The organism is Bacillus pretiosus (assembly GCF_051294775.1).
Classification (GTDB): domain Bacteria; phylum Bacillota; class Bacilli; order Bacillales; family Bacillaceae_G; genus Bacillus_A; species Bacillus_A wiedmannii.
The window spans coordinates 1-20478 of the sequence record NZ_JBPPHF010000003.1 but is presented as its reverse complement, the minus strand read 5'-3'; the positions used below and the strand labels follow the sequence as shown (position 1 = coordinate 20478).

The following is a 20478-nucleotide window of genomic DNA, read 5'->3' as shown; positions in this document are numbered from 1 at the left end:
GGTCTCTATTCTAAACTCTTTGATCCGCAACAATATGAATATCAATATACTTCGTTTGCCTCATAATTTCATTTACAATTGAACCTTTTCGAATTTCTTCCCATCTTGTTCTTGCTGATTGTCCGAGTAAAATTTGCGTTACTTGTAGCCTTTTCGCGACTTCAATAATAACATCCGCTGGCTTTCTTCCTTTTGCCTCTTCTAAAACAAAACTCGCATCAAATTGATTCGTTAGCAACTTCCACTCTTCAATCGTTTGCTTTTTCCCTGCTGAAAGGGACTCTATATTTTCCCTTTCAACATTTAATACATACAATTCAGCATTTAACCGATCCGCCATACGCCAACCTCTTCGTATTAACTTCTCTGCTGTTGAACTGTATTGTACACAAACGAGAATTTTTTCTTTCACACCAATCGGTTCTATAACGGTTTGGCTAATTTTCTCGTCCATATCATCGGCAACTTCCCGAAGTGATAATTCTCTTAGTGCCCCTAAATTATTAAGCGTGAAGAAATTTTGTAAGCTTTGCTCTATTTTTTCTTCCTTATATATCTTCCCGTCTATTAATCTCTTCCTTAATACTTCCGGGGTTGCATCAACGAGCTGAATTTCATTTGCTTTTTGTAAAATAAAATCTGGAATACGTTCTCGCACGTTAACATTCGTAATTTGAGCTACAATGTCATGTACGCTTTCTAAATGTTGAATATTAAACGCTGATAATACGGATATACCAGCGTCTAGCAATTCCTGTACATCCATATAACGTTTCTTATTTTTAGATCCAGGAATATTACTATGCGCAAGTTCATCCACAACAACTACCCCGGGTGCACGTTTTATAATTCCTTCTACATCGAGTTCATAAAATACTTTCTCTTTATAATCTATTTCTTTTAAAGGAACCTTTTCTAAATCAGCAATTGCGTCTTCTGTCTCTTTTCTTCCATGCGTTTCAATTAAACCAATTACAATATCCATACCGTCCTTTTTCATCTCTCTTGCATCAAGTAGCATTTTATAACTTTTCCCTACTCCTGGAGCCGCTCCTACGTATAGCTTTAACTTCCCGCGGTTTTGCTGACGAATATATTCTAAATACTCTTCTGGTGTTCGCCTTTGAAACGTTGGTTTATAGTCATCCGCATACAACACACTCACAACCTTTCTTTCGAAACAACACTACCTCAATCCATTAGATTGAGGTAGCACTGTTACTATTTCAGTAGTTTCTGCAATTCTAAATTTAACTTTAAAACGTTTACGCGGTTCTCTCCAAATAAGCCAAGTGCAGCACCTTCTGTTTGATTTTTAATCAACTGATTTAGCTTTTCTTTCGGAATATTCGTTAATTTAGAGATACGATCCACCTGCACAGAAGCTGCCTGCGGACTAATATCAGGATCTAGCCCTGAACCTGAATTCGTCACTAGATCAATCGGCACTTCTGTTACTGGAACAGCCCGATTTTGTTTCTTCCACTCTTCAATACTTTTCTCTACTCGTTTCTCTAAATCTGGATTAGACGGTGCATAGTTATTTGAACCAGATGCTTCTGCCTTATATTCAATACTAGAAACACGCCCATGAAAATAACGTGGATCTGTGAAATTTTGACCGATTAATTTAGAACCAATCACTTCATTTTTATCATTATATATTAGACTTCCATCCGCATTATCCTTCATTACCGCTTGTGCAATACCAGTTACAATAAGCGGGTATACAAGGCCGCACAACACTAAAAATGTAAAAGTAATACGGACAATCGGTGATAGTATACTTTGTTTCTTCGCCATCTTTTTCCCCTCTCCCTTATATGAACAAGCCGACAATTATATCAATTACTTTAATTCCAATGAACGGTACAATAACCCCGCCAAGTCCATAAATAAGTAGGTTTCGGCTAAGTAGTGCATTCGAACTCATCGGTTTATATGCGATACCTTTCATCGCTAATGGAATGAGTAATGGAATAATAACTGCATTAAATATTAATGCTGATAAAATCGCTGACAGTGGTGATGTTAGTTTCATAATGTTTAATGCTTCCATTTGCGGAATCGCAAGTGTAAACATTGCTGGAATGATTGCAAAATATTTTGCGATATCATTCGCAATACTAAACGTCGTTAACGCACCACGCGTCATTAACAATTGCTTACCAATCCCTACAACCTCAATAATTTTTGTCGGGTTCGAATCTAAATCAATCATATTCGCTGCTTCTTTCGCAGCTGTCGTACCACTATTCATCGCTAATCCAACGTCAGCCTGCGCTAATGCCGGCGCATCATTTGTACCATCACCCGTCATCGCTACAAGTTTCCCTTTATCTTGCTCTGCTTTAATAACCGCAATTTTATCCTCTGGCTTACACTCAGCAACAAACTCATCTACCCCTGCTTCTTTTGCAATCGTTGCTGCTGTTAACGGGTTATCACCTGTACACATAACCGTTTTAATCCCCATTTGACGCAATTGTTCAAAACGCTCACGCATACCTGGCTTTACTGTATCCTTTAAATAAATTAAACCGTAAATACGATTATTCACTGCAACTACAAGTGGTGTCCCGCCCTCTTTGGAAATGGAATCTGCTTTTTGATTTACATCTTTCGGAATCGTTCCACCTTGTGACCTAACCCATTCAATTACGCTACCTACAGCACCTTTTCTCACTTTCGTTCCGTCCTGTAAATCGACACCACTCATTCTCGTTTCTGCTTTAAACGGAACAAACTCACCTTGTTCTGCAATTTCTCGATTATATGATATAGATTTCATTTTTACATATTCTATAACCGATCGACCTTCTGGTGTTTCATCTAAAACTGAACTAATCGCAGCCCATTTTCCTACTTGCTCAATCGTTTCATTTCCTACAGGAAGCAATGTATGAGCCATTCGGTTCCCGAAAGTAATCGTACCTGTTTTATCTAAAATGATTGTATTAATATCACCCGCAGCTTCTACTGCTTTACCCGACATCGCTAACACATTGAACTTTGTCACGCGATCCATCCCGGCAATACCAATTGCTGATAATAAACCACCAATTGTCGTTGGAATTAAACAAACTAACAACGCTACAAGTACAGCTGTATCAATTTGAAACCCTAAATAGTTTGTAAAAATGGGCAACGTCACAACAACGATTAAGAAAATAAGCGTTAAACTCGTTAATACTGTATTTAAAGCAATCTCATTCGGCGTTTTTTGACGAGCAGCTCCTTCTACCAACGAAATCATTTTATCAATAAATGATTCACCAGGATTACTCGTAATGACAATTGTAATCTCATCACTTACGACCATCGTCCCGCCTGTTACGGAACAAAAATCGCCGCCCGCTTCTTTTATTACAGGAGCTGATTCCCCTGTAATCGCAGATTCATCAACAGACGCTAATCCTTTAATTACTTCCCCATCACTCGGAATCATTTCTCCTTGTTTTACAATAACAACGTCATCTTTTCTCAGATCAGTTGCTGAAACTTGAACAATGTCTCCATTTTCTTTTACAACATTTGCAAACACATCTTTCTTCGACTGTTTTAAAGAATCGGCTTGAGCTTTCCCCCGTCCTTCCGCTAACGCTTCTGCAAAGTTAGCAAATAAAACTGTAAATAATAGAATGAGAGAGACTGTTATATTAAACCATCCTGGTACACTACTAGAACGACTTGGAAGAAACGATAAAATGAACGTAATGATAAATCCAATTTCTACAACAAACATAATCGGATTCTTTATCATGACTTTCGGATTCAATTTCGCAAAGGATTGTTTCATCGCATGTTTCACGATATCACGATCCATCGTTTTCGCTTGTCTAACTTCATCTTCTACAGCATGTATTTGTGAATCATTTACTCTCTTTTCTTTTACTACTACCGGTCTCATCATTTACCCTCCATTACTTCAATGTAAGAAATTCTGCAATTGGGCCGAGTACTAACATCGGGAAGAATGTTAATGCACCGACAATTACAATTGTTCCGATGAAAATGCCGCCAAATAAACTATTATCCGTACGGAACGTTCCGACTGTTTCTGGTACTACCGTCTTTTCTTTCAATGAAGCTGCAACAGCTAGCATCGTAATTAAACTGAAATAGCGCCCTAAAAACATAACTAAGCCAGTTGTAATATTCCAAAACGGTGTATTATCCGCTAACCCTTCAAATCCAGATCCGTTATTCGCAGCTGACGATGTATACTCATATACCACTTGCGTTAAACCGTGGAAACCAGAATGAGAAATGGCATCCGTTCCTAAACTTGTTGAAAGAGCTAATACTGAAAACCCTAAAATAAGCAGTGGATGAAATAGTATCGTTACCGCAACTAATTTCATTTCCTTACCTTCAATTTTCTTACCTAAAAACTCTGGTGTCCGTCCAACCATCAACCCAGATATAAAGACTGCGATAATCGCATACATAATAATGTTCACAAAACCTGCCCCAACGCCGCCATACACTGTGTTTAACATCATATTTACGAGTGGTACTAACCCGCCAATTGGTGTTAACGTATCATGCATCGTATTAACGGCTCCTGTTTCAGCAGCTGTCGTCACTGTTGCGTATAGGGAAGAAAATACTGTTCCAAATCGTACTTCTTTTCCTTCTGTACTCCCTTGTACATGTTCGATGCCCATTCCATTTAACGCTGGATTCCCATGTAATTCAGATGTAGTAATCGTTATAAATCCTAGTAAAAACACCATGAATAGTGATACGAAAAGGATACGACCTTGTTTTTTATTTCCTACCATTCGTCCGTACGTAAATGGAAGTGCTGTTGGCAATAACATCATAAGCATCATTTGTAAAATATTACTCATTTGCCCTGGATTTTCGAAAGGATGTGTAGAGTTTGCTCCGAAAAATCCACCGCCGTTATTTCCGAGTTCCTTAATGGACACGAATGATGCAACAGGCCCACGTAATATACTTTGCTTTGCCCCATCAATTGTTTGTGCTGTAACTGCCCCGTCTAACGTTTGTGGTACACCAAGTGCGACAAAGATTAGCGCTGCAACAAACGCAATAGGAAGAAATACTCTCGTTAAAGCTCTCGTAAAATCAACGAAAAAGTTACCGAGTTCCTTCCCAGCAAGCCCTCTTATAAACGCCATTACAAGTGCTAAAGTCGTTGCTGGTGCTGCAAACATTAAAAATGTAATTCCGATTAATTGTGATAAATAAGATAAACCATTTTCACCGCTATAATGCTGTAAGTTTGTATCAGCCATAAAACTAATTGCTGTATTAAAAGCAAGCGTAGGCTCCATCCCTTCAATATGCGCTGGATTTAATGGCAATACTCCTTGTAGTCTGAAAATGAAATATACGACAACAATCATAAATCCATTTAATAAAACTAATGACAATGCGTACTGTTTCCACGTTTGATTGTATTCTTTTACACCCGTAATTTTAAAAATAAGTTTTTCAAAAGGCCCGAATACTTTATCTAACTTTTTACTACCTTGAAAGGCTTTCTCTAAATAAATCCCCATTGGCTTTGCCACAAGAATAAACAACAGCATGGTAATAACAACTGCGACCCAAATCATAATGAATGATTCCCCCTAATTAAAACTTTTCTGGATTTAATAATGCATATACTAAGTACACAGTAATTGCTGCAACAATAACCGATAAGGCAACCGTCATGATTGCTTCCCTTCTTTCACAACTTTATCTGACCAACTTGCAAGACTTACCATCGATGCGACTAACACAACAAAAATCCCGATCATTACAACATCTAACATAGCTACCCCTCTTTTCTGTAAAAATTTACCATTAAATTATCGAAAAAAGAACACTAAGCTCTACTTAGTGTTCGAAATGAACAACACAAAGTAAACCTCCTCTCTAAACGCTTACGAGGTTAGCTGTCGGATTCGGGCCTAAAGAGTAGCCCTACTTTCAAAACTGAAAGATTCACCCCAAGTGACGATGCACAAAATTGGTTCCCCCGCTCCATTTCTGGAACTCAGCGATTTTAGGTTTTTTTGGAAATTTTATGAATGATTTATGAGAGTAAATATACTCCTCTATATTTAACTTGTAAAGAGTCAAATTACTGAAAATAAGAAAATATCCATCTATTTAAACGCTTACATTGAGTGTTATTAATATTATTTCATCTGTTTTCTCGTCTTTTCTTTCTTTTTCACAGAAATGATCTTTTAAATACGAAACAAAAAGAGCGAATGACATGAAGTGCATAGCTTGTTGCACTTAGCATTCGCTCTTTTTTTTCACTATTTATTCTCCACGCAAAAACGCACGCAAATTTCTCCCACGAATATAAACTTGTGACAATTCTGCATGTAGCTGCTCATATTCGATAACATCTGTTTTTAAATATAAAGCGTCTTTCGATGGCAATATGATATAGGGCCTTGGAAAAATGGGATCAAGCACCACCAATTCTTGAACTCGCTCTACTGATACCGCCCAACGATTCGCTATATCTCCTAGTAACAACACCTTCATCTTTTTTCCCCCGCCCTATTCAAAAAATAAAAAAGAAATATTATCACAATTCGTAAACACGACAAATGTAGCTCCAATTGTTTCATAGAGCCTCGCTGGATATCGTTTATTCCTTGTAACAACAGTAATAGGTGCTTGAAAAGAAAAGTGAATGTGTTCTGTGAAGAAACTAATGATTGGAAGCTCATCCCCTAGTAAAATCACCTTCTTAATACACTCACAAATACTAGTAAAATCTTGTGCCTTACTACAGCTATAAGTCCAATCAAACCCACAATTCCTAACTTCAGCAGCTATCTCTTCATTTGCTGTAAAAATAATTAACTCATGTTGAAATGCTACTAAATCTCTTAAACTATTTACCTTGCTTTCTTCCCCAACACAAATAAGTGTTAATTCCATGTACCTCATCCTCCTTAGCATAAAAGAACTCAAACATAGATTGATATTCTCCTATACTAATCAGATCGATGAAGTGATGTATCCATCATGACACCGCCCTCTCTCAAGACGCTTACGAAGTTAGCTGTCGGATTCGGACTTTGAGAGTAGCCCTACTTTCAAAATTGAAAGATTCACCCCTAGTGACACTGCACAAATTGGTTCCTCCGCTCCATACAATTGGACTCAGCGTATTACAAAAAATATATTCTGGCTGATATATTACTCCTGTATTTGGAAAAAGTAAACAGAAAAAAAGCCAGTTATACAACTGACTTTTTTCTACTTATACATGTGCTTTATTCAATTTATATGCAAAATGATTCGTCGGTCCATGACCACTTCCAATATGCAGCGGCTCTTCAATTGCTATACTAATAAATTGTTTTGCTTCTTGAACTGCCTCTTCAATTGAGTATCCTTTCGCAAGCCCTGCTGTAACCGCCGAAGCAAATGTACACCCGCTTCCATGCGTTTGCTTTGAAGGAATTCTTTCACTTTTAAATTCGATAAACTGCTCACCATTAAAGAGTAAATCAACTACTTCCTTACCTTGATACTCTGCATGTCCGCCCTTCATAAGCACATATTTTGCACCCAATTCATGCAGTACTTTCGCAGCTTCCTTACTATCTTCAATATTATGAATCTCCATTCCAGTTAACACTTCTGCTTCAGGCACGTTCGGTGTTACAACCGTTGCTACTGGTAATAAATATTCTTTTAATGCTTGTACTGCTTCTTGTTGTAATAATGATGCACCGCCCTTAGCAATCATAACAGGATCTAGTACAATATTATTCCAGCCAAATTTATTAATATGTTCTGCTACAATTTGAATAATTTCGCTGCTAAATAACATTCCTAGTTTCACAGCATCTGGTGTTAAATCCGTACCAATTGAATTCAACTGTTCCGTAATACCTTCTAACGAAACTGGATATACCCCTTGAACGCCAAGCGTGTTTTGAGCAGTAATTGCCGTAATAGCCGTCATCCCATACACACCAAGCTCTTGGAATGTTTTTAAATCTGCTTGAATGCCGGCACCGCCGCCACTATCAGATCCTGCAATTGTTAAAGCTTTATTTACTTTCATCCCACTCATCCTTTTCTATCCAAAATAGCGATGATAAATTGTTTTTGCTTCGCTTATATCTTTCGTTCCATGTACAAGTACACGACCATCTTTAAAAGCAACTAATCTCTTTTCTTCCACAGAAAATGATAATAAATATGGATTTACATTTAAATCATGCACACGATCATTCAGCAGCTCTTTGTATCGTTCAAAATCCATTTCCTCTTTATGAGGTGGTCTAATTTGAACTGTATTTCTCCCGCATAAAACTGCTGTTTTCGATGTGTTTTCTTTATTTAAATACGGGTATATCGCATTCTCTCCGCACGAAGGACAATTATGCTTACGAAGCTTTTGCACATTCATACATGAATATTCATTCTTCCACACATCAAACGACACAAGTCCATCTCGAAGTGATTCATAATCTTCCACTAACAATTTAAGAACTTCCGTTACTTGATGAGAAACGACGAGAGATACAGCAGGTGATATAATGCCCGCTGTATCACATGTCGCCCCGCCCAGCGGAATCGATTGTAATAAACAAGATAAACATGGCGTTTTACTAGGAAGAATTGTGTAAGAAAGGCCGTAACTCCCTACACATGCTCCGTAAATCCATGGAATAGAATGTTTTTGCGCTATATCATTCACAATAAAACGTGTTTCGAAATTATCAGTTGCATCAATCATTACATCTACGTTTGTAACAAGCTCTTCTAATTCCTCAGCTGTTACATCTTGAACGAGAGCCTCTACTCTTACTTCACGATTGATCTCTGCTAGACGTTTTTTTGCCGCTACAGCCTTTGGAAGATTATTTTCCACATCACTCTCTGCGTACAATTGTTGCCTTTGTAAATTACTCCAATCGACATAATCTCGGTCAACAATCGTTACTGTGCCAACACCTGCTCTTACAAACATCTCTGCATTTGCACTACCTAATGCACCTGCACCGATAATGAGTACATGCTTTTCTCTTATCTTTCGTTGCCCCTCTTCTCCAATTGGAGAAAATAATTCTTGGCGAGAATATCGATTATTCAACTACGCTCATTCCTTCTAAAGGACTGCTTGCTGTTGCACAACGTTTACGTGCAATACGACCTGCTTCAAATCCTAATCGTCCTGCTTCAATACTTAATTTCATTGCTTGTGCCATTTTTATTGGATCTTTTGCTCCCGATACAGCAGTATTTAATAACACACCATCCGCTCCTAATTCCATCGCAAATGCCGCATCAGTCGGGCTACCGATACCAGCGTCAACGATAACTGGCACTGTCGCTTGTTCAATAATGAAACTTAAATTTAACGGATTTACAATACCAAGTCCTGAACCGATTGGTGATGCTCCTGGCATAATTGCATGCACACCTAGTTCCTGTAATTTACGTGCTAATACAACATCATCAGATGTATACGGAAGAACGATAAATCCTTCTTCTAATAACATTTCAGATGCCTTTAACGTTTCTACTGGATCAGGTAATAACGTTCTATCATCACCAATAACTTCCACTTTGATCATATCGCAAAGCCCCGAAGCTTTTGCTAATTTTGCAATACGAACAGCTTCTTCAGCATTTTTTGCTCCAGCTGTATTCGGTAATAACTTATATTTTTTCACATCAAGTTTCTCTAATAAATTAGGCTGCTTTGCATCAAATATATCCATACGACGTACTGCAAACGTTAAAACCTCAGCTTCAGATACATCAATTGCCTTTTGCTGTACATCAAAATCAGGAAATTTCCCTGTTCCTAATAAAAGTCTAGAATGAAATGAAAATGGTCCAATGTTTAACATAATCAACCGCCTCCTACGAAAGTTACAATCTCAATTTGGTCTCCATCAAAAACAGATGTATCTGTATGATCATCTTTTTGTAAAATATCTTTATTACGCTCTACTACCACAATTCTGTTATCTAACTCTAAATGTGTAAGTAGCTCAGCCACTGTTTTTACACTCTCTGGCACTTCAAGTTGGTTACCATTAATTTTTAAATTCAAACTTCCATCCCCTTTCTAAACTGTTTTAGAAAGCAATGAATCTAGCAAATGATTCTCCTGCTTTCCTTCTATTAAATCAGCCATATACTGACCAGAAACAGGACTTAATAAAATACCGTTTCGATAATGCCCAGTACAAGCATATAAACCTTTTATTTCTTCATGCTCTCCCATATAAGGAGCTTCGTGATTTGATTGTGGCCTTAATCCTGCCCATGTGCTTTCCCACTCTCCTTCTTTTAAAGCTGGCAATATTGTATAAGCACGCTCTAATATAGAAGTAATACTTTCTGGTTGCACTGTTTTATTAAACGTATGAGGCTTCATCGTTGCTCCAATTACGTAACGTCCACCACGCTTTGGGGCAATGTAAAATCTTTCTTGAAAAATAGGCGCCTTTAAAAGTGGTTTTCTACTTCTTACCGCTACTACTTCTCCTTTAACTGGATATGTACCCCATTCGCGGTGAAAATAACCTAGTAACTTCGTGCTCCATGAACCACCCGCAATCACGACCTTCTCGCACGCGATAATACCTTCGCTTGTAACAATCCCAGTCACTTTATTATTTTCAATACGAATATCGAACACTTCTGTCTGTTCATATATATCAGCACCCGAGAATGATGCGGAATGTGCGAATGCTTTCGTAAGCTCCGGTGCAATAACATGACCGTCTTTTGGATAATATACAGCACCTATAATTGACTCCGATAGAAACGGCTCTTTCTCTCGTAAAAGGTCTCCTGTTAGAAAATAAGAATCTTCACCTGTTTTCTGCTGCCAATCCATAATGTGAAGAATTCTTTCCTTCTCATCTTCATTTTGGGCAATGCGATAAATGCCTTTCTCTTCATATCCAATATCGATGCCTGTTTTTTCACGCAAAACTGCTGCAAGTTGTGGAAATATAGCACGGCTTTCTCTCGCAAGTTCAAATAGTGGGTCATATGCATCCCATTCTGCCTGAACCCCAAGTAAACCAGCGGCTGCTTTCGAGGCTTCAGATGCAATTCTTTGCTTCTCTATAATCGCTACTTTATGTCCTCTTTCTGCTAGAAAATGTGCAACTGAACTACCGATTACACCACCGCCAATTATCGCTACATCATACTTCTTACACATGTTTTTCCGCCCACTTTCTTATTGATTCCTTATAAGATTTCGCTTTGCTATACGGGTTATTACTACTTATAATCCCAGACATAACAGCAATACCACTGACACCGTTAGCAAGAACATCACCAGTGTTTTCCGTGGTGATTCCTCCAATTGCTGTAATCGGTATAGATAAACACTTTGCAATGACTGAAATTTCTTCAAGCCCTCTCGCTGGTACACCTTTTTTACAATCTGTCGGAAATACATGACCATAGACGAGTGAATCCACTCCATTCTTAAATGCATCGATCGCTTCTTCTAAAGAATGCACAGAATAACCGACATGCAAATAAGAAAACTTTTCTTTCACCGACCTTACATTTGCGCTTCGATATCCGAGCTGCACGCGCGGAATGTTTAATAAAATAGCAATATCAATTCGATCATTTATTACTATCTTCGATGCTGGAAAGCCTTTCTTCAAAAGACTTTCCACACCTTCATACAAATCCTTCGTACTTTTCTCACGCTCACGAATATGCAAATAATCAATCTCACTCTCAATTTGCATCGCTACATTCACTAACTCTTCGAATGACATGTGACCATTTGAGATTACATGAAGCTCATTTTTCATATTCATTCGCCTACTTTAAAATGTTTTCGAATAATTCCTCAGCCGGAACGATTTCTTTCGTCATTCCTTTATCTTTCAGCCATTTATTTTGTTTCTCCCATGACTCTTTTGAATCCGATAAGAATGGCTCATCTTTCGTTTCCATCTTCTCTAATAAAATTTTCATGCTCTCTTTTTCAACTTCTGGTACAAGCGGGAAGTTTTCTTTTTCTTGATGGTTTAATAAAATATTTAATGCTTCATCTGGATTTTTCTTCATGAAATCATAGCCTTTTTTCGTACCACGTAAGAAAGCTTGTAACGCTTCTTTATCTTTTTTCAACGTTTTATCACCTGTTACAAATACAAGCTCATGGTAATTCGGTACACCGTAATCTGCAGGGTTAAAGTACGCTGGTTCATGACCTTCATGACGCATAACAGGTACTTCATGGTTAATGTATGCCCCTGTTACCGCATCCACTTTTTTCGTAATTAATGCCGGTACTAAATCAAAGCCAACATCGACTACTTTCACTGTATCTGGATTACCACCAGCTTCTTTTACCATCGTTTTTAAATACATCTCACTTAAAGGTGTTCCAGAATAGCCAACTGTTTTCCCCTCTAAATCTTTTGGCGATTGAATGCCTGCTGATTTCAGCGATACAACATGATTTAATGGTGAACGTACGACAGCTCCAATTGATTTCACTGGAATTTGTTCATTTGCTTTTGCCATGACAACATCTGGCTGATAATATAAGCCAACCGTTACTTTTCCTGCAGCTGCTAAAGTTAATGGATCAGTCGGATTGGAAGGGAATTTAATATTCACCTTTACTCCTTCTTCTTTAAAGTAGCCTTTTTCAATCGCCGCATAAATAAAGCTATGTACCGCATTTGGGTACCAATCAAGCATGACCGTTATTTCTTTTTCCTTTTTCCCCTTATCTGACGCTGAATTACTAGAACATCCAGCAATCATTGCAACTAATAATGTAAACACAAAGATGCGTTTTAAAAATTTCATGAATACTTCCTCCAACTAATAAATTTCTTTTCTAAAATCGAAATAAGTATGACGAAGAAAATAGCTAATAATGATAACAATACAATGGGTGCAAATACACCTGCGCCGTCTAACTGCGTCATCATTCTTTTACTGAAATACCCTAGCCCAGCTTGTGCACCGAGCCATTCACCAATTGCTGCCCCAATTACACTAAGCGGAACTGCAATTTTTAAAGCTGAGAAAAAATAAGGAAGAGCAGACGGCAATTTTAATTTAAGAAAAACATCTTTTTTCGTTGCCCCATACGTAATTAATAGCTCCTCCCATTCTTTTTTCGTACTGCGTAGTCCATCATACGTATTGACCGCAATTGGGAAAAACGTAATTAAAACAGTAACAACAACCTTACTCCAAATCGTATATCCAAACCATAAAACGAAGAGAGGAGCAAGCGCTGTAATCGGAATCGTTTGTGAGGCAACTAATAGTGGATAAAATGCTCTCTCCATCCAATTACTCGCATTCATTAACATCGCTAGCCCTACCCCAAGTACGATAGAAATAGCCACCCCTATTAAAACGACGGATAAGGTTGCCGGCAAATGAACCGTAAATAATATATCTTTTAGTTTCCATATCTTCATCACAATCGCAGACGGTGACGGTAAAATGTACATTTCGTCTACGATTCTTGCGCCTACTTCCCAAAAGGCAAGTAAAATACTAGTAAGTGTAAGGGCAGGTAATAGCTCCTTCAACCGGTTCATCATACGAGTACCTGCCTTTGTAACATACTAAGAAGCTCATCTTTAAGTGCTAACACTTCAGGCTTATATAAATCTTTTCTTGTTCGATTACGATCAAGTGGTACAACCCTCTCGGTTAAAGTAGTTATCGGTTGCTGCTCTACTACTAAAATTCGATTAGAAAGAAACAACGCTTCTTCCACATCATGAGTGATAAATAAAATTGTTTTTTCCCACTCTTTCCATTGTTCAAACAGCCATTCTTGCAAAGATGCCTTCGTTAAAGCATCCAACGCGCTAAACGGTTCATCTAACAACAATATCTCCCCGCCTGTTAATAAAGTTCGAATGAAAGATACGCGTTGCCTCATACCACCAGATAAATCTTTCGGATATTTTGTCTCATACCCTTGTAAACCAAATTTGTGTAACAGTTCCTTTGCCTTTATTTGCGCTTCTTTCTTCTGTACACCTTGGCACTCTAGCGGCAGGGCAGCATTCTCAATAATCGTTCTCCATGGCAGGAGCATATCTTTTTGGGGCATATAGCCTACAGGATGGCTCTTTGTTTCTGTCAGCTCTATCTGTCCAGTACTCACCTCTTCTAAACCTGTAATAAGGCGAAATAAAGTACTTTTCCCGCTTCCACTCGGTCCGATAATACTTACAAACTCTTTATCTTGTATAGAAGCATTTAATTCATTGATGATTGGTTTCTCATCATAATGAAAAGAAACATTATGAAACTGTAGTATGTTCTTGCTCCTCAAATCCCCACATCTCCTTACGATAGGACATATCCCAGAATAAATATTCAAATCGACTGGAATATAGGAATATCTCCTCTAATCGATCTAACTCTTTGTCAGACTTTCCAACTGCCATTTCATTTAATAAATCTATTAACCAAATACAAAGGCTACCGTATTCTTCTGAACTATATCCTTGAATCCACTCACCAAAGAACTCATGATCTCTTGCTCCAGGAATATCGTTTAAACGCTTTCCAATTTCCCAGTAACTCCACATACATGGAAGAAGTGCTGCTATTAATTCCGCAAGTGTGCCATTTTGAGATACAGACATCATGTAATTTGTATAGGCTAAATTTTTAGCAGATGGTTTTGCAGATTCTATCTCCTCTATAGAAATACCAAGTCTTTTTGCATATTGTTTATGGATCGTCATTTCTCCATTTAATATGCCATCAATTTGTTCAGCAAATTTCCCCATTACTTGTGGATTCGTTGCTTTTACAACACCAATCGCATATAGCTTTGCATAATCTAACAAATATAAATAATCTTGAATAATATAATACTGAAACTTATCTTTTTCTAACGTGCCATCTCCCATACCTACTACAAACGGATGATTATGACTCATCTCCCAAACTGGTTGTACAGTTTCTAATAATCTATCGCAAAATTTCATTTCTCTATCCCCTTTCACTTTATATATCTAAATAAAAAACCACTTCTAAATAAGAAGTGGTTACAGCAAATAAAATTATAATTTTATTCGTTGCTCCACTTCCCTTCGCTAGTATTACCTAGATCAGGTCTGTAAGGGTTAAGGATTATTCCTCTCTCAGCACAACAAGCACCCCTAGTGGTTTCAATATGAAATTTTCAAACAAAAAAGCCCCGTTTCTATACGCAAAGAAACGGGGACTCATTATTAGTGTCCGAATTGCTTCCCTACGCTAGCATAATCTAGATCAGGTAATGAAAAGGATCAAAGGCTTACGGCCTACTCTCAGCTGGCAACACCAGCTCTCCTAGCAAACTATGAAATTAACACTGTCAGTATAACATCGTAATAAGACATCATCAACTGTTTTAATTTTCCCAATTGTCAACGAAATAACAAAACTATATAATACTTATATTCTATCTTAGAAATTATTATCCTAATTAATTGGATAAAAAGGAATCATTATCCTCAAAAAATTTATTTTTATATTGATTTCATATTACATTTATGTGAATACACCCACTATATTATATCTTTATACTATAATAAAATTACAACTATACAACTAGAGGAGGTCTCTATTATATGAATATGAAAGCTACTGCTTTAACAGCAACTACTGTCGCAATTGCTTCTTTACTTCCTTCTATGGGAGAAACAAATGTACAAACAGCCAACGCTGAACAATTATCTAATGTGAAAACTGGATATGTAAAAGTTGATCAAGTAGCCTTACATACAAAAGATAACGCAAATAGCTCATCAATTGATACAATTCGCTTTAATACGAAAGTGAACATACTTGAAACAACTAATGGTTGGTATAAAGTATCTGTTAATAATAAAGTAGGTTACGTACAAAAAGATGCCATTCTACTAAAAAACAAACTTCAATCTAATAATCAATATATCGTTAATGCCAATGCATTAAACGTTCGTTCTGAACCTAATTTAGAATCTTCAATTTTAGATGTATTACCAAATGGGAAATTCGTTACCATTCAAGAAGAACAAGACGAGTGGTATAAAATTTTACATAATGGCAAAACAGGTTATGTACAAAAAGCATTCGTTTCTAATGGTTCACAGGCTTTAGTGAAAGGCATCACAGTTCAAAATAATACGAAATACACAGTTGCAACACCTAAACTTAATGTACGTGGCAACGCTAGTACAAGTGGTGCACTACTTGGTTCATTACAAAATGGTACACAAATACAAGTAGTGGAAACTGTAGGGACTTGGTATAAAATTCGTTTTGGCACAGGATACGGATACGTGGCAAAACATTATGTGGTGCAAAATCAAATGCAATCACAAGCTCAAACGGCTCAACCTACTTCCATTCCAGCAGTTTTCAAATTCCCTACTCAAGGAAGAATTAGCTCAACCTTTGATATGCGTTGGGAACAAATGCATTATGGTATAGATATTGCAGCTCAGGGTAATGTCTCAATCCAGGCGGCAGCTGCAGGTAAAGTTGTGAAATCATATTATTCAGCTAGCTATGGCAATGTTGTGTTCATCGCCCATCAAATAAATGGGAAATTATATACAACAGTCTATGCACACATGAAAGATCGCACTGTACAAGCTGGTGATCAAGTACAAGCTGGACAATTAGTAGGTCATATGGGAAACACAGGTCATTCATACGGGCAACATCTTCATTTTGAATTACACAATGGAGAATGGAATTTTGAAAAAACAAATGCAGTAAACCCACTGCCATATTTAGTTAGGTAAATTGTATGCAACGCAATATCAATATACCTCTCTTAATTGAATACTTCGCCTTTTTAGGTTTAATCTGTTGTTTAATCATTTACAATACAAACACTGTATTTTTATCTATTATCATTGCTTTTGTTGCTTTAGAAATTATGATGGAATCCTTTCAAGTACAACTAAAACAAAAAATTGCTCATATATATAATGCCATCTTTCTATTAAGTGCCCTAATAACAAATATTATTAGTAATGGTTTTTATTTATCTACCGTATTTCCTGTATTCTTTATGGCTGTTTTATTATTCATAGCTAGATACATTCATGTCCCTAATAACAAAAAACACGAACAAGAAGCTTAGAAAGAGGAGACACTGTGTACCGATCTTTCAAAGATAATCCGATAAAATATATATTGAATTTATACACAAAAATAAATACTTTTTTTGGTATACAAGGAAGTAATACGGCACAATTTCTCCTTTATGGAATGTTATTTCTCGTCTTAATTGCGTTCTCCTTGCTTTACTAATAAAAAAAGGATCTCACATAAACTTGAGATCCTTTTTAATTTATATAGAAAATGCTTTTTATCCGCAAGCATATTTTTCATAAATAAAGCTAAGATTATATTTTTTCTCTAAGCTCATTCTTTGTTCATCATCACACCAATAGAACAGAATATCATGAATTGTTGCATAACGTTTATTTTTAAGAAATAGTTTAAAGAATGATGGTAAACAATCATGTAATTGTATAAATATATAATTGCGTAATATTTCTTCTTTATATTCAATGCCCTTACAAATATACAGCAATTCTTCACAATAATATGCATGTTGTGGAACTTGAATCATTTCGAAAAATGGTACATATGATAATAACTTCCCGATAAAATGATCATATCGATCCATTATTCCTATCGTCATATGCTCCATCATTTCTTTCATTACATATAAATAATCATCTACATGAGTAGTTTTCAATGGGTCTAATCGATCTGAAATTTGAGAAAGTACAGCTCTTTGACAAGCTAACACCGCTTGACTAGGTCCATAATATGATAGGAAGTCTGTACACTTACGATATTTTCGTAATAGGTCATGTGTGTATAAGTCATACACAAACGTATTACAATACATCGCTAGACTCATCATATCACTATTTAATTGCTCTTTTGATAGAGATTTAGCTCTCTTACACATATAAAAGAATGTAAATTCCAATACTTCTTTATGAGATAATAAATGTTTACAATCCTTTATACATTTCTCATTAAATTTAACCCTATCCCAAATTGCTACATCCTCATCAGTTAATTCACCAATACGATATTTAATAATTAAATAGTTTAAAGCAACCGCTTGCGTCAAAAGATCCCACGTTTCATATTCCAATGAAGTGTGAACAAACTCAGCTAGTCCTTGAGTTATCATAAAAGTATTTGCTTCTTCATACCAACCAATCTCTTGGCATAAGCGAAGAATACGTACTAGAGTTGGAATTTCATCTTTATGAAACTGCGGCAAATTCTTTACTTTATCCATTCCATATACGATAAATGCCGCTAAATTTTCTTCTTTATAAAATTCTTTTTCTTTCCACACTAATATAGTTCGTTCTTTCCCTTCACCTTTCGGATGACAAGGTACAAGCAAAGAAAATAATTCAGCGAAATTATTTGGTTCTATATATGTATCTGTAACCAAATTCCAATTTGGATCGCGCTGTACAGCCCTCATATAATTCCCCTTCCCTTTTGTCTACATAGGAAATATTAATCCATTATTACATCATTAACAATGAATATTGTTATATTCGAAATCTTTCATAATACTTATATCTATCAGTATATCATTTTTTCTCTTATTTAAAATTAGGAATGACAAATTTAAATAAACTGTCGAAATTACTAACTGTATACTTATATTATATAATGTCTCAGATACATCATGCTAACATATTAGCTTAACCCTATATACTAGAATAATGTATCTGATTTTTATACGTAACTTATTCCACTAATTAAAGTCTCACTTCATTCCGTATGCTCTGATATTTCACTTAAAGCAAATCCCGCTTGATCATCTGCCGATTCTTTTATAGCTAAATCTCCTAGTGCTAACATCCCAACGAGTTGACCACTCTCAACTACTGGCAATCGTCTAATTTGATACTGTGCCATTAACTCTGTAGCCTTTTCAATAGGTTCATCTGGAGAAACTGAAACAATGTTTGTTGTCATTACATTTGTAATTTTATTAGATCCAGGATGTTTCTCAGCAATCCCTCGAACAACTAAATCTCGATCCGTAACAAGACCAACAACTTGCTCATTTTCAACAACCGGAATCAATCCAATCGATTCTTCTTTCATCTTTACAGCAGCCTCATATACATTGTCTAGCGGTGTACAATGTACAACATCAGTACTCATAAAGTCTCTCACTCGTGTCATTTTTGTCTCCTCCTTTTTATACATACCATAGCTTTTCCTAAATCCCTTTATTTATTTCAGGAAAATCAGTTGATAAAGGAGGATTCCACAAAATAAAAAAGAGTCAGCAATATGCTGACTCTTTTTTTTATGACCCGTACGGGATTCGAACCCGTGTTACCGCCGTGAAAGGGCGGTGTCTTAACCACTTGACCAACGGGCCATGGCTCCGCAGGTAGGACTCGAACCTACGACCGATCGGTTAACAGCCGATAGCTCTACCACTGAGCTACTGCGGAATAATATATGGTGGGCCTAAATGGACTCGAACCATCGACCTCACGCTTATCAGGCGTGCGCTCTAACCAGCTGAGCTATAGGCCCATACACTTACAGGGGCAGTAGGAATCGAACCCACACTGGAGGTTTTGGAGACCTCAGTTCTACCTTTAAACTATGCCCCTAAAGGATGCCGACTAGAGGACTTGAACCCCCAACCTACTGATTACAAGTCAGTTGCTCTACCAATTGAGCTAAGTCGGCATAAAAAAATGGTGGCTCGGGACGGAATCGAACCGCCGACACGAGGATTTTCAGTCCTCTGCTCTACCGACTGAGCTACCGAGCCAACATAAATGGCGGTCCCGACCGGGGTCGAACCGGCGATCTCCTGCGTGACAGGCAGGCATGTTAACCACTACACCACGGGACCATTTGGTTGCGGGGACAGGATTTGAACCTGCGACCTTCGGGTTATGAGCCCGACGAGCTACCGTGCTGCTCCACCCCGCGACAATATAATGTTTTTTAAAAAATGGAGGAGGTAGAGGGATTCGAACCCCCGCGCGACTCTCGCCGCCTGTCGGTTTTCAAGACCGATCCCTTCAGCCGAACTTGGGTATACCTCCATGAAGGAAAAAATAAAAATTTTATTATTATATGTATCTAAACCATTTAAAAAGAAAATGGAGGAGGTAGAGGGATTCGAACCCCCGCGCGATTCTCACCGCCTGTCGGTTTTCAAGACCGATCCCTTCAGCCGAACTTGGGTATACCTCCGAGACATATAATAAATAAAGTGGAGCCTAGCGGGATCGAACCGCTGACCTCCTGCGTGCAAGGCAGGCGCTCTCCCAGCTGAGCTAAGGCCCCATGTTTTTGGGAATATCGGGAAGACAGGATTTGAACCTGCGACCCCCTGGTCCCAAACCAGGTGCTCTACCAAGCTGAGCCACTTCCCGTTAATAAAAGCGCGCCCGAGAGGAGTCGAACCCCTAACCTCTTGATCCGTAG

At 37.4% G+C, this 20478-nt stretch carries 22 protein-coding genes, 12 tRNA genes and 4 riboswitches; of the genes, 2 read left to right on the top strand and 32 right to left on the bottom strand.

What is annotated here, in order from left to right:
* Positions 1–10: 10 nt before the first annotated feature.
* The 18 genes from kdpDN to tenA all read right to left on the bottom strand — a co-directional run bounded on the left by kdpDN (position 11) and on the right by tenA (position 14978).
* Positions 11–1165, bottom strand: coding sequence for a KdpD-like non-kinase potassium sensor (kdpDN, locus tag ACSG5Z_RS16640; protein WP_137012264.1), 1155 nt, complete (start codon positions 1163–1165; stop codon positions 11–13).
* A 56-nt stretch (positions 1166–1221) separates the two neighbouring features.
* On the bottom strand, positions 1222–1803 hold the full coding sequence (gene kdpC, locus ACSG5Z_RS16635; protein WP_087985834.1) for a K(+)-transporting ATPase subunit C: 582 nt from the start codon (positions 1801–1803) through the stop codon (positions 1222–1224).
* Between the two features lie 16 nt (positions 1804–1819).
* On the bottom strand, positions 1820–3910 hold the full coding sequence (kdpB, locus tag ACSG5Z_RS16630; protein WP_137036139.1) for a potassium-transporting ATPase subunit KdpB: 2091 nt from the start codon (positions 3908–3910) through the stop codon (positions 1820–1822).
* A gap of 13 nt (positions 3911–3923) precedes the next feature.
* Entirely contained in the window at positions 3924–5591 is a 1668-nt protein-coding gene (gene kdpA / locus ACSG5Z_RS16625; protein WP_435711783.1) for a potassium-transporting ATPase subunit KdpA, read from the bottom strand.
* A gap of 19 nt (positions 5592–5610) precedes the next feature.
* Positions 5611–5691 (bottom strand): K(+)-transporting ATPase subunit F, encoded by an 81-nt coding sequence (kdpF, locus tag ACSG5Z_RS16620; protein ID WP_000214976.1) that lies wholly within the window; start codon positions 5689–5691, stop codon positions 5611–5613.
* Positions 5688–5792 (bottom strand): SipW-dependent-type signal peptide-containing protein, encoded by a 105-nt coding sequence (locus tag ACSG5Z_RS16615; protein ID WP_000887892.1) that lies wholly within the window; start codon positions 5790–5792, stop codon positions 5688–5690. Before ACSG5Z_RS16615 ends, kdpF begins: the two co-directional genes overlap by 4 nt.
* 94 nt (positions 5793–5886) lie before the next feature.
* A riboswitch (cyclic di-AMP (ydaO/yuaA leader) is annotated at positions 5887–6032 on the bottom strand.
* A gap of 259 nt (positions 6033–6291) precedes the next feature.
* On the bottom strand, positions 6292–6522 hold the full coding sequence (locus ACSG5Z_RS16610; protein ID WP_000866315.1) for a hypothetical protein: 231 nt from the start codon (positions 6520–6522) through the stop codon (positions 6292–6294).
* A 15-nt stretch (positions 6523–6537) separates the two neighbouring features.
* Positions 6538–6924 (bottom strand): hypothetical protein, encoded by a 387-nt coding sequence (locus tag ACSG5Z_RS16605; protein ID WP_048545796.1) that lies wholly within the window; start codon positions 6922–6924, stop codon positions 6538–6540.
* Positions 6925–7017: 93 nt separating this feature from the next.
* Positions 7018–7165, bottom strand: a riboswitch (cyclic di-AMP (ydaO/yuaA leader).
* 84 nt (positions 7166–7249) lie between these two features.
* Positions 7250–8071, bottom strand: a complete 822-nt coding sequence (thiD, locus tag ACSG5Z_RS16600) for a bifunctional hydroxymethylpyrimidine kinase/phosphomethylpyrimidine kinase (protein WP_137012268.1) — start codon at positions 8069–8071, stop codon at positions 7250–7252.
* A 6-nt stretch (positions 8072–8077) separates the two neighbouring features.
* The gene (locus ACSG5Z_RS16595) at positions 8078–9097 is read right to left on the bottom strand and encodes a thiazole biosynthesis adenylyltransferase ThiF (RefSeq protein ID WP_435711782.1); all 1020 of its coding nucleotides are present in this window, start codon (positions 9095–9097) and stop codon (positions 8078–8080) included.
* Positions 9090–9860, bottom strand: a complete 771-nt coding sequence (gene thiG / locus ACSG5Z_RS16590; protein WP_097890215.1) for a thiazole synthase — start codon at positions 9858–9860, stop codon at positions 9090–9092. Before thiG ends, ACSG5Z_RS16595 begins: the two co-directional genes overlap by 8 nt.
* A gap of 2 nt (positions 9861–9862) precedes the next feature.
* Positions 9863–10066 carry a sulfur carrier protein ThiS gene (gene thiS / locus ACSG5Z_RS16585; protein WP_001049510.1) on the bottom strand — a complete coding sequence of 68 codons (204 nt, stop codon included), beginning with the start codon at positions 10064–10066 and terminating at the stop codon, positions 9863–9865.
* Between the two features lie 15 nt (positions 10067–10081).
* Positions 10082–11191: a glycine oxidase ThiO gene (thiO, locus tag ACSG5Z_RS16580; protein WP_435711781.1), complete on the bottom strand. Its 1110-nt coding sequence runs from the start codon at positions 11189–11191 to the stop codon at positions 10082–10084.
* Positions 11184–11804, bottom strand: coding sequence for a thiazole tautomerase TenI (gene tenI / locus ACSG5Z_RS16575; RefSeq protein ID WP_435711780.1), 621 nt, complete (start codon positions 11802–11804; stop codon positions 11184–11186). Before tenI ends, thiO begins: the two co-directional genes overlap by 8 nt.
* A gap of 10 nt (positions 11805–11814) precedes the next feature.
* The gene (locus tag ACSG5Z_RS16570) at positions 11815–12816 is read right to left on the bottom strand and encodes an ABC transporter substrate-binding protein (protein ID WP_087985842.1); all 1002 of its coding nucleotides are present in this window, start codon (positions 12814–12816) and stop codon (positions 11815–11817) included.
* Positions 12813–13565 carry an ABC transporter permease gene (locus ACSG5Z_RS16565; protein WP_087985850.1) on the bottom strand — a complete coding sequence of 251 codons (753 nt, stop codon included), beginning with the start codon at positions 13563–13565 and terminating at the stop codon, positions 12813–12815. The genes ACSG5Z_RS16570 and ACSG5Z_RS16565 overlap by 4 nt, the downstream gene beginning before the upstream one ends.
* Positions 13565–14314, bottom strand: coding sequence for an ABC transporter ATP-binding protein (locus ACSG5Z_RS16560; RefSeq protein WP_435711779.1), 750 nt, complete (start codon positions 14312–14314; stop codon positions 13565–13567). Before ACSG5Z_RS16560 ends, ACSG5Z_RS16565 begins: the two co-directional genes overlap by 1 nt.
* Entirely contained in the window at positions 14283–14978 is a 696-nt protein-coding gene (tenA, locus tag ACSG5Z_RS16555) for a thiaminase II (RefSeq protein WP_000666832.1), read from the bottom strand. The genes ACSG5Z_RS16560 and tenA overlap by 32 nt, the downstream gene beginning before the upstream one ends.
* 83 nt (positions 14979–15061) lie before the next feature.
* Positions 15062–15164: riboswitch (TPP riboswitch) on the bottom strand.
* A 60-nt stretch (positions 15165–15224) separates the two neighbouring features.
* Positions 15225–15336: riboswitch (TPP riboswitch) on the bottom strand.
* A gap of 269 nt (positions 15337–15605) precedes the next feature.
* Here tenA and ACSG5Z_RS16550 point away from each other — a divergent pair.
* Positions 15606–16766 (top strand): SH3 domain-containing protein, encoded by a 1161-nt coding sequence (locus ACSG5Z_RS16550; protein WP_137012278.1) that lies wholly within the window; start codon positions 15606–15608, stop codon positions 16764–16766.
* Between the two features lie 5 nt (positions 16767–16771).
* Positions 16772–17110, top strand: coding sequence for a hypothetical protein (locus tag ACSG5Z_RS16545; protein WP_087985844.1), 339 nt, complete (start codon positions 16772–16774; stop codon positions 17108–17110).
* Between the two features lie 228 nt (positions 17111–17338).
* Here ACSG5Z_RS16545 and ACSG5Z_RS16540 read toward each other — a convergent pair whose 3' ends face one another.
* The 14 genes from ACSG5Z_RS16540 to ACSG5Z_RS16475 all read right to left on the bottom strand — a co-directional run bounded on the left by ACSG5Z_RS16540 (position 17339) and on the right by ACSG5Z_RS16475 (position 20426).
* Positions 17339–18490, bottom strand: a complete 1152-nt coding sequence (locus tag ACSG5Z_RS16540) for a DUF3965 domain-containing protein (RefSeq protein WP_087985845.1) — start codon at positions 18488–18490, stop codon at positions 17339–17341.
* Between the two features lie 296 nt (positions 18491–18786).
* Positions 18787–19206, bottom strand: a complete 420-nt coding sequence (locus ACSG5Z_RS16535) for a CBS domain-containing protein (RefSeq protein WP_087985846.1) — start codon at positions 19204–19206, stop codon at positions 18787–18789.
* Positions 19207–19336: 130 nt separating this feature from the next.
* Positions 19337–19408: transfer RNA gene (locus ACSG5Z_RS16530), tRNA-Glu, on the bottom strand.
* 1 nt (position 19409) lies between these two features.
* Positions 19410–19484: transfer RNA gene (locus tag ACSG5Z_RS16525), tRNA-Asn, on the bottom strand.
* Positions 19485–19492: 8 nt separating this feature from the next.
* A tRNA-Ile gene (locus ACSG5Z_RS16520) sits at positions 19493–19569 on the bottom strand.
* A gap of 9 nt (positions 19570–19578) precedes the next feature.
* Positions 19579–19649: transfer RNA gene (locus ACSG5Z_RS16515), tRNA-Trp, on the bottom strand.
* A gap of 6 nt (positions 19650–19655) precedes the next feature.
* Positions 19656–19728 (bottom strand) — tRNA-Thr (locus ACSG5Z_RS16510).
* Positions 19729–19737: 9 nt separating this feature from the next.
* A tRNA-Phe gene (locus tag ACSG5Z_RS16505) sits at positions 19738–19813 on the bottom strand.
* Between the two features lie 8 nt (positions 19814–19821).
* Positions 19822–19897 (bottom strand) — tRNA-Asp (locus ACSG5Z_RS16500).
* Between the two features lie 3 nt (positions 19898–19900).
* Positions 19901–19977: transfer RNA gene (locus tag ACSG5Z_RS16495), tRNA-Met, on the bottom strand.
* Positions 19978–20000: 23 nt separating this feature from the next.
* A tRNA-Ser gene (locus tag ACSG5Z_RS16490) sits at positions 20001–20093 on the bottom strand.
* 58 nt (positions 20094–20151) lie between these two features.
* Positions 20152–20244: transfer RNA gene (locus tag ACSG5Z_RS16485), tRNA-Ser, on the bottom strand.
* Positions 20245–20264: 20 nt separating this feature from the next.
* A tRNA-Ala gene (locus tag ACSG5Z_RS16480) sits at positions 20265–20337 on the bottom strand.
* A 15-nt stretch (positions 20338–20352) separates the two neighbouring features.
* Positions 20353–20426, bottom strand: a tRNA-Pro gene (locus ACSG5Z_RS16475).
* Between the last annotated feature and the right edge of the window lie 52 nt (positions 20427–20478).

Bases quoted from the DNA above. Each gene is read 5' to 3' on its own strand.
- thiG (WP_097890215.1), bottom strand. From the start codon at position 9,860: ATGTTAAACATTGGACCATTTTCATTTCATTCTAGACTTTTATTAGGA.
- thiD (WP_137012268.1), bottom strand. From the start codon at position 8,071: ATGAGTGGGATGAAAGTAAATAAAGCTTTAACAATTGCAGGATCTGAT.
- kdpB (WP_137036139.1), bottom strand. From the start codon at position 3,910: ATGAGACCGGTAGTAGTAAAAGAAAAGAGAGTAAATGATTCACAAATA.
- ACSG5Z_RS16540 (WP_087985845.1), bottom strand. From the start codon at position 18,490: ATGAGGGCTGTACAGCGCGATCCAAATTGGAATTTGGTTACAGATACA.
- kdpA (WP_435711783.1), bottom strand. From the start codon at position 5,591: ATGATTTGGGTCGCAGTTGTTATTACCATGCTGTTGTTTATTCTTGTG.
- ACSG5Z_RS16535 (WP_087985846.1), bottom strand. From the start codon at position 19,206: ATGACACGAGTGAGAGACTTTATGAGTACTGATGTTGTACATTGTACA.
- tenI (WP_435711780.1), bottom strand. From the start codon at position 11,804: ATGAAAAATGAGCTTCATGTAATCTCAAATGGTCACATGTCATTCGAA.
- kdpF (WP_000214976.1), bottom strand. From the start codon at position 5,691: ATGACGGTTGCCTTATCGGTTATTGTTGCAGCAATTACTGTGTACTTA.
- tenA (WP_000666832.1), bottom strand. From the start codon at position 14,978: ATGAAATTTTGCGATAGATTATTAGAAACTGTACAACCAGTTTGGGAG.
- ACSG5Z_RS16570 (WP_087985842.1), bottom strand. From the start codon at position 12,816: ATGAAATTTTTAAAACGCATCTTTGTGTTTACATTATTAGTTGCAATG.
- ACSG5Z_RS16565 (WP_087985850.1), bottom strand. From the start codon at position 13,565: ATGAACCGGTTGAAGGAGCTATTACCTGCCCTTACACTTACTAGTATT.
- ACSG5Z_RS16545 (WP_087985844.1), top strand. From the start codon at position 16,772: ATGCAACGCAATATCAATATACCTCTCTTAATTGAATACTTCGCCTTT.
- thiO (WP_435711781.1), bottom strand. From the start codon at position 11,191: ATGTGTAAGAAGTATGATGTAGCGATAATTGGCGGTGGTGTAATCGGT.
- ACSG5Z_RS16550 (WP_137012278.1), top strand. From the start codon at position 15,606: ATGAATATGAAAGCTACTGCTTTAACAGCAACTACTGTCGCAATTGCT.
- ACSG5Z_RS16615 (WP_000887892.1), bottom strand. From the start codon at position 5,792: ATGTTAGATGTTGTAATGATCGGGATTTTTGTTGTGTTAGTCGCATCG.
- kdpC (WP_087985834.1), bottom strand. From the start codon at position 1,803: ATGGCGAAGAAACAAAGTATACTATCACCGATTGTCCGTATTACTTTT.
- ACSG5Z_RS16610 (WP_000866315.1), bottom strand. From the start codon at position 6,522: ATGAAGGTGTTGTTACTAGGAGATATAGCGAATCGTTGGGCGGTATCA.
- ACSG5Z_RS16605 (WP_048545796.1), bottom strand. From the start codon at position 6,924: ATGGAATTAACACTTATTTGTGTTGGGGAAGAAAGCAAGGTAAATAGT.